Below are 14,557 nucleotides of genomic sequence, written 5' to 3' on the forward strand. Positions count from 1 at the left end.
TCAGCTGAAGGCGAAGCCTGGATAGCCCTGGCTGCGCTCCTGGTCGCAGCGCTCGCGATAGGTGAGATAGCCGCCGACATACGCGAGGATGGCTCGCGGCTTGCCCGGAACATTCGCTCCGACGTACCAGCTGTTGGCATGCTCCCAAAGCGTCCCCTTGACGAGATCGTTGACGTGACGCGTCCATAGTTCTTCCGCCTCACGCGTTGCCTCGCAACGCTGGAAGCCGTGCTTCTCGCAATGGGAGATCAGGGCTGCGATCCACTCGACTTGCATCTCGTTCGTCATGACGACGTTGGTCAGCACCGACGGACTGCCCGGGCCGCCGACCATGTAAAGATTCGGGAAACCGTGCACGCTGATCCCAAGATGCGAGTGTGGGCCGTGCGCCCAGCCCTCCTTCAAGGATTCGCCGCTCGTGCCGCGCAGATCGATGCTGGTCAGCGCGCCCGTCAGCGCGTCGAAGCCCGAAGCCGAGATCAGTACATCGAGCTCAATGGTGCGACCGCCGACCACGACGCCCTCAGGCGTGAAGCGCTCGATGGGCTCGGACTTGATGTCGATGAGCTCGACGTTGTCGCGATTGAATGTCTCATAGAAATCGGTGCCCACGGTGCAACGCTTCGTGCCATAGGCATAGCCGCGCGGCGTCAGCTTGTCGGCGATACGAGGATTCTTGACGATGGTGCCGATCTTGCCCCGCAGGAAGTTGGCCGCTTCCTCGTTCACCTCGGAATCCGCCATGGCATCGCAGAACGCCCAGCCCACGACGCCGCCACCGTTCGCATAACGCGCCTCGTAGATCTCGCGCCGACGCTCCGGCGTGAACTCGCCGGCCTTCCTAAACATTGCGTCGTTGATCGTGTCGTCGAGCATGATGTCGCCGCCGCCCCAGCGCAGGCAGTTCTGCAGCCGGTGCCGGGTCAGCTCGCGATTCTTTTCCCACCACTCGTAATCCGCCTCGGTCAATGGACGGTTGCGGGCGGGTGCATAGAAGTTCGGCGTGCGCATCAGCACCGTCAATTGTTTGCATTGTCCAGCGACGATGGGGATGGCTTGCACCGCCGACGAGCCGGTGCCGATGATGGCCACGCGCTTGCCGGCAAAGTCGGGTGAGCGCTCGGGCCAGCGGGCGGTGTGGATCACCAATCCCTTGAAATCCTTGAGGCCGGGGATGTCGGGCATGATCGGCGTCGTGATCGGGCCGGCCGCGGAGAAGAAATGTCGCGCGCGGTAGGTCTCGCCCTGCTCCGTGCGGATCGTCCACAGATTCTTCCGGTCATCGAAGACGGCGGAGACGACGCGGGAATTGAAGCGGATGTCGCGCCGGAGATCCAGCTTGTTCGCCACCCAACTCAGGTACGCCTGAATCTCGTCGCGTTTCGCGTAGCGCTCGCTCCATTTCCAGCCTTCATCGAGCAGCGGCGAGAACGTGTAGCAATACACGAGGCTTTCGACGTCGCAGCGGGCGCCTGGATAGCGGTTCCAGTACCACGCGCCGCCGACATCGGGCGCGGATTCGACTGCCAACACCTTGAGGCCGTTCTCGCGCAAGCGATATAGAGCATGTAATCCTGCGAAGCCCGCCCCCAGCACGAGAGCATCCAGAACGGGTTCAATCGACGACTCTTGAGACATGCAGGTTCTCTCGACAATAAGCAATCTGTGTTATTGGGCTCGGCTGCTCAGCTCGGTCGCTCAGCTCGACCACACGGGGGCGCGGCGCTCGACGAATGCCTTCGCGCCTTCCTGGTAGTCGCTTGCCGCAAGCACGTGCTTGACGGCATCGTCCTGGGTGGCGCGGAGATCGGCTTCGCAAAGATCGGCTGCGTGTCGCGTGACACGCAGGCTCTCGCGAACCGCAATCGGTGAATTCGCAGCGATGCGGCTTGCGATGGCCAATGCCTCGTCGCGCACCGCGCCCGGCGCGGCAATACGGTTCACCAGACCGGCCTCGTAGGCGCGCTTCGCACTCAGCGGCTCGCCAGTCACGACCATCTCGATCGCGAGCGCCCGAGATAGACAACGAGTGATCCGGTATGCACCTCCGGCTCCGGCGATGAGTCCACGCTTGACCTCAGGAAGCGCGAAGCTCGCCGTTTCGCAGGCCACGACGATGTCGCACGACAATGCGATCTCCACGCCTCCGCCTGCGGCCGGCCCCTGTACAGCGGCGATCCATGGCTTTGTTTTCTTCGCGTACACGAAGCCCGCGAAGCCACCGTCCGGCGTGACGGTCTCCCACATCTTTCCGGCGGCTACCGCTTTGAGATCGAGGCCCGCACAGAAAATGTCTCCGGTCGCCGCGAGCACGGCAACGCGGATCGACTTGTCTTCTTCGATCTGCTTCGTGAAGCGCTCGATCGCGAGCGCGACAGCACCGTTCACGGCGTTGCGCGCGGCCGGCCGGTTCAACGTCACCAGTGCGATGTGCTCGCCGATGCGCTCGAACTGGACCTCATCTTCGACTGCGTTGCTCATTCCACGGATCTCCAGATAACCAATCCATCCAGCGCCTCGATCTCATTGCCGCGCACGAGCAACGGATTGACCTCCAGCGAATCGAGCTTGGGACCGAGCGCTAGCGCAGCGTTGCCGATGTTCACGATGACGTCGGCGAGACGATCGAGGTCGGTCGTGGCCGAGTTTCGAAAGCCTTGCAGGAGTTTTCGGCCCCGCAGGCGGGACAGCATGTCGAGCACTTCCCTGTGCTCGACCGGCAACGCCGCGATGGCAACGTCCGCAAGCAGTTCGACCAGCACACCGCCCAAGCCGATCGTGATCGTGGGGCCCCAGGTCGGGTCGCGCCGCACGCCGACGAGCAGCTCCACTCCACCCTGTCGCATCGGTGAAGCAATCACGCCTTCGATTCGCACCTCGGGCTTGTGGGACTTCACCGCTTTCAGTATTTCGTCGTAGGCCGTGGCTGCATCGGCGGCGACGACATTGAGACGCACGCCGCCGACCTCGGTCTTGTGCGCGATGTCGGGCGAAAGGATTTTCAACGCCAGCGGCCCGGTCATGCCGAGCGACTGCGCGTCGGCACGCGAGCGAATGATCTTCGCCGGGATTACTGGCACGCCGTGGGATGCGAGAAAGTCGAGCACGGCTCGCTCGTTCGAGAGGCGAGGTACGAGCGTGGCGCCGGGCTCGTTCGAACGACCAGGCGTGGCGCTGCGTGTTTTCGAGAGATCCAGTCCGGCCGCGGTGGCTCGATCATTGGCGGCCGGCAACAGCAGCGGTTGCGATGTCGCTGCGAGTCGTTGCGACCACCACGCCGCCTTTGCAACGGCTCGCAACATCGGATCGATGCCACATACAACATGCGGCAGGTCGTGTTCTGCAATCATGCGTCGCGTGACGTCGGTGAGCGTCTTGACGGTCGTCAGCACCATGACCGCGGGCTTGTCGATGGTCTTCACCGCTCGTCCGATTGCAGCCAAACCCGCTGGCAATGCCACCGCCCCTTCGACGGTCGGGACACCGATATTGACCCCGACGATGCCAATGCCGGGCGCGGCAGCCGCCACAGGAATCAGCCGCTCCAGCAAAGAAGGATCTCGGACCGCCGCGCCTGTCACATCCAGCGGATTCATCGACGACGCAAAGTCCGCAATCAGAGTCTTCAGAACAGCCGTCGTCTCGGCAGGAAACGCAGGAACACTGGCGCCGGCAGCCTCCGCCCCGTCGGCAACCAACGTGCACGCGCCGCCCGAGATTGAAATGAACCCCAACCCCGACGCAGGCAGCGGGCCGGTCGCCGCGAGCAGGCCCGCAGTGACAATCAAATCCTCTACGGAATGCACGCGGATCACACCGAGCCGCTCGCAGATAGCATCGAAGACTTTGTCGTTGCCAGCGAGCGACCCCGTGTGCGCCTTCGCAACCTCACCCGCAAGCTCGCTGCGACCGATCTTGAGCATCACGATGGGTTTGCGTCGCTCGCGGCATCGCCGCGCAGCCTGCGCAAACACAGCCGGATTGCGGATCGATTCGGCGAACACGGCAATCGCGCGAGTGTCCTCGTCATCGACGAGATAATCGATGACATCGGCGAGACTCAGCTGCGCCTCGTTGCCGGTCGCCGCGACGAAGCTGGTGCCGATGTTCTGACTATGCGCGAACTCATTCAGCTCGCTCGCGGTCGCCCCACTCTGCGACACGATAGCAATGCGGGGCGCCAGCAATGGCAGGACCGCCGGCACAGACGACACCGGGGTGCGCGCGCTGACGTTGTTATAACCGAGCGAGTTCGGGCCCCAGATGTTCATGCCGAGCTCGCACGCCTTGTCCAGCAGTTGCTGCTGTAACACCGCGCCCTGCTCGCCGATCTCCGCATAGCCCGAAGTCAGGATGGCGGCATTGCGAATGCCCGCAGCGGCGGCGTCCTCCAGCGCCTCGATGACTGCAGACTGCGGCACGAAGATGAAAGCGACGTCGATGTCGCGCCCGATATCGCGACAGGATCGATGCCCTTTGACGCCCATGACGTCGACACCGTTGCGATTGACGGCGCACACATAGCCATCGAACGCGAAGTCACGCAGGTTCTGCATGATGAAGCCCGTCCACGCGGACTTCTCGGTCGCGCCGACGAGCACGATACTGCGCGGCCGAAACAGCTTGGTCAGCCGATGCTCGCGTCCATGGGAACTATCTGCGCGGTCGCTAGCAGCGTAGCCGCTGTCGGCACGCGAACTATCCGGGCTGGAGCTGCCGACGCTGGGTTGATCAATGCTGGCATTCATCTCGCGCTCCTCAGCTCTCGATCGTCGCCGCCAGGCGCTCGACCGCATCCGCGAACTCCTGCTGGAACTCGCGAACCACCGCGGCGGCGGGACGCACGGCATCGATGAGGCCAACACCCTGGCCCACCCAATAGCTCACGAGATCCTTCGCGGCCTCGTTGCCTGCATCCGCCGCCTTGTCGATGCGAGCGAACGTTGGAATGCTGATCATGGCCATGATCGGCATCGGCAACGCTCCAGGGCTGTCCGGCCCGTCCCACGCGTCGTGCCAGCTCGATTTCAATTGACGGCTCGGCTTGCCGGTGCGCGACTTCGAACGGATCGTGTCGCGCGAACCCGCTGCGATCATCTTCTGCTTGAATGTTTCAGACGTTTCCGCCTCGGCAGTCGCGAGCCACACCGAGCCGGTCCACGCACCGGCGGCCCCCATCGCCATGCAGCCTGCCATCTGCGCGCCGTTCATGATGCCGCCCGCGGCGAGCACGGGAACGTCGCGAATCGGTTTGATCGCACGAAGTACTTCCGGCACGAGTACGAGAGTGGAAACTTCACCGCAGTGGCCGCCCGCCTCCGCGCCCTGCGCGATCAGTAAATCCACACCCGCCTTCACCTGGCGGACCGCATGTTCCTTCGCACCGACGAGCGCACCGACAGGAATGCCATGACGCCGCGCGCGCTCGATCATCGATGGCGGCGCGATGCCCAGCGCATTGACGATGAGCCGGATCGGATGACGGAACGCAACGTCCATGAGCGCCTCGCCCACTTCCGGCAGGGTTGCCGGCGGCAGCTTGTCGACAACATCTTCGGGCTGCACGGTGATGCCATGTTTACGCAGCAGCCCCACGGCGAAATCGATGTGCTGCTTCGGTACCTGCGCAGCGAGTGAGGCCATGTCCGTTGCCGGCCCGAACGACTGATGCTCGGGCACGAGAATGTCGATGCCGTACGGCATCCCGTTCACATGCTCATCGATCCATTTCAATTCCCGCTCGAGCGATTCCGGTGTGAAGCTGCTGCCACCGAGCACCCCGAAGCCGCCGGCGCGACTGACAGCGGCAACGACATCTCGACAATGACTGAAAGCGAACAGCGGAAACTCCGCGCCGACCAGACTCTTGATGGGTTCCATCACTTCACCTTCCCATTCCCAGACCACGCTGCGCGATGATGTTTCGCTGGATCTCGTTACTGCCGCCGCCAACGACGTACATGATGGTGCTCCGGAGCAGCAGCTCGATATCGCCGTCGGCCGGTACTTCGGACGAGCCCTGACCGAGCAGCGCCACCGAACCGAGCAGATCGAGCGCCGATTCACACACTGACTGCGCGAGCTCACTCGCAAAAACTTTCGCCATCGCCGCTTGCGCAAGCTGCGCCGGACCCACCGACGCAGGCGCAAGCGACTGCGCGACCAGCAAACGACTCGTGACCATCTCCGCAGCGAGCTGCCCGATGCGATCGCGAGTCAACGATTCCTGCTTGAGCTGCGGCCGCTGCCGCACCGACTGAGCGATCGACCCGAGCAAGGCCTGCACTCGAATGGCGAGGCCGCCCATCGCGATCCGTTCGTTAGCAAGCGCGCCCGCCAGGATCGCCCAACCTGCGTTCTCCTCGCCCAGTCGCGAATCGACCGGGACACGCACATTGTCGAAGAAGATGCTGCAGAACTTCTGTCCATACATCGCTTCCATGGTATGGATCGTGATGCCGGGCGCGTTCATGGGCACGATGAACAAGCTGATCCCCGCATGTCTCATCTTTGGATCAGGATGCGTGCGCGCGGCCAACAACATGTGCGAAGCGCGCTGACCATCGGTGGTCCAGATCTTTTGCCCGTTCACGACGTACTCATCGCCATCACGAACCGCGCGCGTCCGCAGGCTGGCGAGATCGGAACCTGACTCGGGCTCGCTGTAGCCGAGGCAACCGGTCACCGTGCCGGCGCGCATGCCTGGCAGCAGCGCCTCTTTCAATGTCTGCGAGCCGTGCGCGATGACCTCCGGTGCCATGATCCGGCAACTGCAGATCAGCGAATGATCGGTGGCGCCGGCTTTGAGCAGTTCCTCGGCGTAAGCGAGTTGTTCGAAGGGTGTTGCGTCGAGACCGTCGGCGGCTTTTGGCCAGTTGAGCGTGCTCCATCCCGCACGACCCAGTCGCCCGGCGAACTGGAGATCCCAAACACGCTCCCCGACCGGGCGGGCCCGCGATGCGTCCCGCTCTTGCGACGACCAGTTCTTCGCCAGCCACGCGCGAAAGCGCGCACGGAACGACGCGACAGGATCATCGGCGTGACTGAAGAGCGCATCGACGCCCGGGCCATCTTCGGCCAGAACAAAATCGGCAAGTTCTGCCCTCGCCTTGCCCACGCCGCCAAGGCGTACCAGATCCGCGTGCACACGCCGGAACAAGGCTGGCGCTGGATGCTCTTCAGAAAAGCCGATGGCGCCGAAACAATGCTGGGTCTCCAACGCGACTTTACGCAACGAGCCGGCAGCAAATGCGGTTGCGGACGCAGCCAGCGCACGCCAGTTCGCAGCGCCCTCATCGTGCGCGCGACCTGCAGCGGCGAGTTGCAAGCGACAGCCTTCGAGCGCCATGTGGCTGTTCGCCATCTTGTGCTGAATCGCCTGGAACGATGCGATGGGTTGCCCGAACTGCTTGCGCTCCTTGCCGTAACGAAGGAATGACTCGAAGCCTTCCACCGCGGCACCGTAGGCGCGGGCCGCCCAGCCGAGCCGCACGATGGCCAGGAGCTCGGCACATTGTTCATGCGTCAACTGACGCGCGCGTGCCGGCGACCACAGATGGAGATTGGCAAACCCGGGCACGAGTGCCGGCGTCGATTCCAGCGATGCGCCCTCGGCATCGCGCTTCACGGCACACAAATAATAGTCGTCGGTGAGTACCAGCCACTCGTCCGCGTCAGCTGCCCCTTCGACAAAGCGTGCGACGCCCAGCACCCGCTCCGGCTCGAATACCAGATTGCCGGAATGTTCCTTCCTGCCGAAGGTCCCAACGGCCAGCGCCAGGCGAGAGTTCGACCCAGTCAGTCCGCGGCCGTAACGGTTTGCAATCGACGATTCGAGCACCGGCAGCACCGACGCGCGTCGGCCCAGCTCAGTCATCACGACCAGCAAGTCCGCGAGGGAATCGGAATGTTCGCCGGAGAAGAACCCGGTGAGCCCCTGCTCGATGACGTTGGACCAGAGCGCCTCCCCCGCCAGCATGCGCCGGACGGATTCTGCGAGCAGCTCCGTGTGCTCGTCCCCCTGCATCACATCCGCCTCCAGTAGCGATAGCCGTCGTCCGCCTTCACGCAGACACCACGCGCCCCCACAGGCTCGACCTCCCCCGACACGAGGAACTCCAGCCCCGCTTGATCGTCCTGGGGAACGCGACACACGAAGCGTCGCTCGTCGGGCGCACGCGCAACGATGGTGCCGAAACTCGGCCGCCCATCGCGTCCGTACGGCACGGAATAGGCTTCGATGCGCCCCGGCCCCACGTACTCTTCATCGAATGCCGGCGCGGGTCCGCGAAGACGCTGTGCATCCAGCTCGAAATCGAAGTCTCGCGGTAACGTCGCTGCGGGTTCGCGAGACAGCACGATCGAATGGTTGTGGGTCGCGAAGCCGCCGTTCGCGAAAATAAAGCCGTGCTTGCCACCCGCCCGCAGCTTGCGAGTCATCATGACGATGGCGTGCATCATGCAATTGCCGATAGGTCCGCCGCCGAAACTGAGCCCGCCATACACGCTCGGCGAACGCTCGAGCGGCCAGTCGAGAACACGTCGAGCCATCTTCGCGACGCAGGGGAAACAGTTATACAACTCGACGTAGTCGAGGTCGGTGGCACGCAGTCCATTGAGCTCCAGCGTCTTACCGATCGAGACTTCCATCGCTCGGGAATGAACATAGGAATCACGGGCGAGGAAGTCTTCGCTTTCGCTGGCCGCCGCGCCCGCACCGACATGGACGATGCGATCCTCGGCGATGCCCATGCGACGCGCACGATCCAGACTCGTGACGATCACGGCAGCACCCTGGTTCACCGCGCTGTTCGCAACCATGAGCTTGGTGTATGGAAACGTAATCATGCGATTGCGGTCGGACACCGTCGCAATCTGTTCGGCGGTCAGCGGCTCGCGGATAAATGCTTCATCATTTTCGGCAGCGGCACGCGAGTACGCAGACCACATCACGCCGGTTTCATGTCGCGCCTCTGCGAAGCTTTGCCCCCACGCAGCCCGCGTGGCCGATTCATACAACGGGTAAACGTCGGTCGGCGTCGTCAGTCCGTACTTGCGCAAGAAAGGTTTGACGGTCGCGTCGAGCAACTCTCGCATGGCATTCTGGGATTTTCCGGTCTCCGCGGCGCTACGTTTAGCGGCTGTTCGTAGCGCTTCGCCGCCAGCCAGCGCGGCGACTTCGACCTCTCCGGAGGCGATCAGATTGGCGGCATGATTCAAAAGAAAGACCGGCCCGTCGCCGCTGGGCTGCGGCGTGAGCAACGAAGACCTGGGCGCCAGTCCCGCCGCCTCGATCAGATGCGGCAGGAACGGCTCGGTGCCCGGCCACGGCGCAACGCTGCCACTCATGTGGTTCTCGACACCGAGGAAATCGAGCTGCGCCAGCACGCCGCCGCCCGCATCACGATCTGCGTTTGCCAGTGCGGCCTGCATCAGGTCGATGACGTCGAGGTCGGTCAAATCGTTTATCTGACCGACGCCGACAATGACCGGAACCCTGCTCGCTTGCATCGCTTGTCTCATGTAGCCGGCACCGGGAGGCGCGGAACCCTCGCCTCCTGATGCCATCGTCGCTCAGAACTTGAACTGCCCCTGGAACAGCACCTGGCGGCTGCGGTTCGCGAGCCCGAGCAACTGCACGGTCGATCCCACCGCTGCCGGCGAGCCCGGCTTTTCGGCGACATACGAGGTATAGAACTCGTTCGACAGATTCTTGCCGATCAACGAGAGCTGCCAACGCTCGTCCGCGGGACCGAAGCTCAGGTTCGCATCGAACAGCCAGAAGGCCGGCTGGTCGCCGAACGGATTGCCGTTGTCCGCAGCGATGTAGTCGTCGCTGAAGCGCGCGTTGCCGGCGATCGTGAGCGTGTAATTGGAACCGAGCGGCAGCTTGGCGTCGAAGCCGGCGTTGGCCGTGAAATCCGGCGCGCGCGACAACGCTTGACCCGAGCGCTGCCACGAGAATGTGCCGTTGCCATTGGGCACGTTGCAGCCCTGCGCCGCTGTCTGGCCACCCCAGCACTGCGCGAGATAGTCGTCGAAGCGGGCTTTGTTATATGCCGCCCCGCCGTTGAGCGTCAGCCAGTCGAGTGGCTTTGCGGACAGCTCAGCCTCGATGCCTTTGATCGTGGCCGACGCCGCGTTCGAGATGATGAAGCTGGTGGTCGCGGCGTTGAACGCCGTGACTTGCAGGTTGGTGTAGTCGTAGGTGTAGACGTTGCTCGTCAGCACCACGCGGCCATCGAGCAATCGCGACTTCACGCCACCCTCGAAGCCGTCGATCTCTTCGGACTTGAAGCGGATCGAATCGACGGTGATGGTCGCCGGCACCAGATTCGTGCTGATGCCGAAGCCACCGGATTTGTAACCCGTCCGGTAACCGACATACGCGGTGAAGTCTTCGGTGGGCCGCCAGGTCAGCGTTGCCTCGGGCGACAGGTTGTCGTCCTTGAAGTCGTCCGTGAACATCTTGCCTTGTGGCGCGAGCGCCGTGCCCGACAGCGGCGGATGTACCCATGCGTTGGTCATCCGCGAGTCCTTCTCCTCATGCGTGTAGCGAACGCCACCCGCCAGTTCCAGATGATCCGTGATGTCCCAGGTGAGCTGGCCGAATGCGGAGATCGTCTCGCCGTCGGTGCTGCCCGGCTTCTCCCAGGTGTGATATTTCCCGGTGGCGGCATCGACCGGCAACGGCGCGATCAGCACGGTGTTGGTGAAATCGAGCGTCGTGTCCTGATAGTACGCGCCGAGCATGAAGTTGAGCGGCGAGTCGAACTTCGAGAACCAGCGCACTTCCTGGCTCAGCGATTCGAACTTCTCGTGCTCGGCCGCGTCGTACGCCATGTAGACGGTGCCGTCGTAGTTGTCGAAATATTGGGTGTCGCTGTTGAAATAGCCCGTTACGAACGCCGCGCCAAAGCGATCGCCCACGTAATTGATGGCCAGACTGCCCAGCGCCATCTTCGTATCGGTGTACGGAAACTGTTCGGCAACCGGCCAATTGTTCGCATAGCCATTGGGCAAGCCGCCGTTCGAATACCGGCCGTCGAGCTTGCAATCGCCGAAGGGATCGACGGCGGGAGTAGGAATGCCCGCGTAGACCACGACCGGCGTGGCGTAGGCTCCGCAATTGATGACTTCCTGTCCGGCGGACGGGCCGTCATCGGTGTGTTTCATGCCGGCGATCTTCAGCTCGGCGTTGAGGGGGCTGCCTTCCGGATTCCACGCGAGGCTGACGCGACCGAGGAAATTCTTGTCGCCGGGCCGATCTGTCTCTGGCGCCTGCGGCAGATTGTTGGGACCGGCAAACGGTGAGCTGTTCAGTTGCCCCGCCGTGTTTCTCAACCAGCCATCCATCTCGCTGTAGCGCAGAGCGACGCGTCCTGACAGCGTGTCCGTGATTGGACCGGAGACCACGCCCTCGGTGATGTATTCGTCGGCTTCGAACTCATAGCCCGCGCGAACGTAGCCCTCGAAGCTGCTGGTGGGCGATGCCGAGGTCATGTTGATCACGCCCGCCGGACTGTTCTTACCGAAGAACAATGCCTGCGGGCCTTTCATCACTTCGACCTGTTTCAGATCCAGCATGCCGAAATCGATGATGCGGGCACGACCGGTCTGCACGCCGTCGACGTTGACCGCAACGGCCTGGTCGAAGCCGGCGTTCGACGGCGAGGAACCGATACCACGCAGCACGATGACGCCACCGCCGCCGCTCGAGGAGCGATCGATTGCCAATGACGGCACCTGCCGCGCTAGATCACGCGCATCTCTCGAACCGAACGTCGTCAGCTGTTCGGCAGTGATCGCCGATACCGCGACGGGTGCTTCGAGCAGACTTTCCTCCCGCTGACGCGCGGTCACGATGACCTCTTCCAGCGGCGCGTCGGCCGATGCGCCTTCGGCCGCCAGCGGTGCAGAGACCGGCGCCAATCCCAGCGCGCACGCCACGGCCGATGTGAGCAACGCCCCGGCCCGTTTGGATCTGAATTTGTTCTTGATGTTCACGATTACCCCCCAATTCCAGCTGACTTATGTATTGCCTAGAGCAGTCATCAGTCCGGTACACGCGCGATCGATGATTCCCTGCGACGATGGAATCGCGCGCCTGAGCATCGCGATGCCGTGGATGTGACCGGGAGCCTCGATGAAATGCACATCGACGCCCGCCTTCGCGCAGCTCGCGGCGTAGCTGCGACCTTCGTCCCTGAGCGGATCCAAGCCGCAAGTGAGCAGCACCAGTGGTGGCAGGCGCTCGAACGATTCGGCGCGCAATGGCGAACAGCGCCAGTCGCGCCTCTGCGCTCGATCGGGCACGTAGCTGTCGATGAAACATTCCATATCGGCCGCTTCTAGCAGATAGCCGGCGGCGCACTCCGAATACGATCCGCCACGCCCGGCGACATCGACCACTGGGTACAGCAACAACTGAGCACGCACGCCGCCATCGCTTCGAAGCTCATGCGCGACGGCGGCAGCAAGCCCGCCTCCTGCGCTGTCGCCGGCGACGATGACGCCGCGTGTGCCAGCAGCCGCGAGCACGAGCTGCGTCGCAGCCAGCGCATCTTCGTAAGCAGCTGGGAATGTGGCTTCGGGCGCGAGTCGATAGTCGACGCTGACCAGTCGCAGCTTCGTGCCCGCGGCAATGGATCGACACAGGCTGTCGTAGCTATCGAGGTCGCCCGTAGTCCAGCCACCGCCATGAAAGTAAACGATGGTCGGACCCGACTTGGCGATCCCCGGAGGAACATAGACGCGAGCCGACAACTGGCGAGTGCCACCGATGTCGAGGACGATGTCCTCGCTCTCGACTGAAGGATCGGCAGGCAAGTCGACCGCCGCAGCCAATGCGCGTACGGCGGCGCGCGCGTCGACGACAGACAGCGAACGAAACGGCGGCTGCCCCGCGATATTGTCGAGGAACACACGCACATCCGCCGCGGGTACTTTCGAGTGAGTCACGGCAGCCTCAAGGATTGCCGAGGGCGACGTAAACGGCTTTCGACTCCAGAAAAGCCTTGAAACCTTCGTCGCCCATCTCGCGACCGATGCCAGATTCCTTGTAGCCGCCGAATGGCATGGACGGATGCGTCACGCCGTAGCAATTGATCCAGACATTGCCGGCGCGCAACCGGTTCGCGAGTGTGTGCGCTTTGTCGAGACTGCTGGTGAAGATGCCGGCGCCGAGGCCGTAGTTCGTGTCGTTCGCCAGTGCGACCACTTCGTCGAAATCGTCGAACGGTGTCGCGACGACCACCGGCCCGAAAATCTCCTCTCGCGCCATGCGCGCGCCGGCGGTGAGATTCGTGAAGACCGTCGGCTCGATGAAGAAACCATCGCCGCCGACGCTTTTGCCGCCCGCGACGACCTTGCCGCCCTCGTGTTCACCCAGCGCGATGTAGTCAGCGACGCGCTTCAGCTGCTTGCCGGAAATCAGCGGCCCGATCTGATTCTCCGCGTCCAGCCCCGAGCCCACCTTCAGCGACTTCGCAAAGTTCGCGACGCCTTCGACGACGCGATCGAAGGAACGACGCTGTACGTACAGACGCGAACCCGCGAAACATACCTGGCCGGAGTTCGCGAAGATCGCCATCGCGGCTCCCGGAATCGCGCGATCCATGTCCGCATCGTCGAAGACGACGCACGGCGATTTGCCGCCGAGCTCCAGCGTCACGCGCTTGATGCTATCGGCCGCGGACTTCAGGACATGTTTGCCAGTCGCTGTAGATCCCGTGAATGAAATCTTGTCGACACCAGGATGAGCCACCAGTGCGGCACCGGCATCGCCGTGGCCAGGAACGACGTTGAGCACGCCCGGTGGGAACCCTGCTTGCAACGCAAGCTCGCCCAGCCGTAGAGCAGTGAGTGGCGTATCTTCGGCCGGCTTGACGATACAAGCACAACCGGCCGCGAGTGCCGGTGCCACTTTGATCATGAAGGTGGCGATCGGGCCGTTCCAGGGAATGATCAGGCCGACCACACCTACGGGTTCGAGCGCCGAATAGGAATGAAATCGTGCGCCGTCTCCCGAAGTTACCGCCGATGTGTTCTGACCGATGACACGGCCGGTCATCCCGGCAAAGTGCCGAAGCCACGCCGCGGAAGCACCGACGCCCCACTGCGCGAAGCCTTTCGGCATGCCGTTGTCGAGCACCTCCAGCTCAACCAGCTCTTCGATGTTCTGTTCGAGCAGATCGGCATATCGCAACATGAGCCGCGCCCGCGCGGCCGCCGACATGCCACGCCATTCAGCGCTCTCGAATGCATGCCGGGCAACGCCGACGGCGCGATCGATATCTTCGCTGCCCGCCTTGGCTACGCTGGCGATGACCTGACCGGTCGCGGGATTGCGTGTTTCGAAACGATTACCGGCAGTGGCTCGGGAAGGTGCGTCGCCAATGAGCAAGCCATGCTCGCGCTCCAGGAAGCGGCGTGCCGCCGACGACTGCAGCAATGAATCGACTGCTCGCGTGCTCATCATTCCCCCTGCCTCGATCATCGTCTTGCCGATGGCAAATCAACGACTCTGCATTCCCTGTCCCGTCTCGTCCGATCTGCG

General features: G+C 63.3%; 9 protein-coding genes. All 9 read right to left on the minus strand.

The annotated features are described in order from the left end of the window. Positions 1 to 1,638, minus strand: a complete 1,638-nt coding sequence (locus tag EKO19_RS01525) for a flavin-containing monooxygenase (RefSeq protein WP_129774649.1) — start codon at positions 1,636 to 1,638, stop codon at positions 1 to 3. 60 nt (positions 1,639 to 1,698) lie between these two features. Next, a complete protein-coding gene (locus EKO19_RS01530) occupies positions 1,699 to 2,481 on the minus strand; it encodes an enoyl-CoA hydratase-related protein (RefSeq protein ID WP_129774650.1) in 783 nt (260 codons plus the stop codon). Further along, positions 2,478 to 4,748 carry an acetate--CoA ligase family protein gene (locus EKO19_RS01535; RefSeq protein ID WP_175596922.1) on the minus strand — a complete coding sequence of 757 codons (2,271 nt, stop codon included), beginning with the start codon at positions 4,746 to 4,748 and terminating at the stop codon, positions 2,478 to 2,480. Before EKO19_RS01535 ends, EKO19_RS01530 begins: the two co-directional genes overlap by 4 nt. Positions 4,749 to 4,758: 10 nt before the next feature. Next, on the minus strand, positions 4,759 to 5,883 hold the full coding sequence (locus tag EKO19_RS01540; protein WP_407676629.1) for an NAD(P)H-dependent flavin oxidoreductase: 1,125 nt from the start codon (positions 5,881 to 5,883) through the stop codon (positions 4,759 to 4,761). Position 5,884: 1 nt separating this feature from the next. Continuing rightward, positions 5,885 to 8,026, minus strand: a complete 2,142-nt coding sequence (locus EKO19_RS01545; protein ID WP_246038841.1) for an acyl-CoA dehydrogenase family protein — start codon at positions 8,024 to 8,026, stop codon at positions 5,885 to 5,887. After that, positions 8,026 to 9,510 (minus strand): acetyl-CoA acetyltransferase, encoded by a 1,485-nt coding sequence (locus EKO19_RS01550; protein ID WP_129774654.1) that lies wholly within the window; start codon positions 9,508 to 9,510, stop codon positions 8,026 to 8,028. The genes EKO19_RS01545 and EKO19_RS01550 overlap by 1 nt, the downstream gene beginning before the upstream one ends. A gap of 63 nt (positions 9,511 to 9,573) precedes the next feature. Then, positions 9,574 to 12,006, minus strand: coding sequence for a TonB-dependent receptor (locus tag EKO19_RS01555; protein WP_157995061.1), 2,433 nt, complete (start codon positions 12,004 to 12,006; stop codon positions 9,574 to 9,576). Between the two features lie 24 nt (positions 12,007 to 12,030). Then, positions 12,031 to 12,960, minus strand: coding sequence for an alpha/beta hydrolase (locus tag EKO19_RS01560; RefSeq protein ID WP_157995062.1), 930 nt, complete (start codon positions 12,958 to 12,960; stop codon positions 12,031 to 12,033). 7 nt (positions 12,961 to 12,967) lie between these two features. Continuing rightward, entirely contained in the window at positions 12,968 to 14,476 is a 1,509-nt protein-coding gene (locus EKO19_RS01565) for an aldehyde dehydrogenase family protein (protein WP_217705071.1), read from the minus strand. Positions 14,477 to 14,557 lie beyond the last annotated feature (81 nt).

It is taken from the genome of Peristeroidobacter soli (assembly GCF_004138485.1).
GTDB lineage: Bacteria > Pseudomonadota > Gammaproteobacteria > Steroidobacterales > Steroidobacteraceae > Steroidobacter > Steroidobacter soli.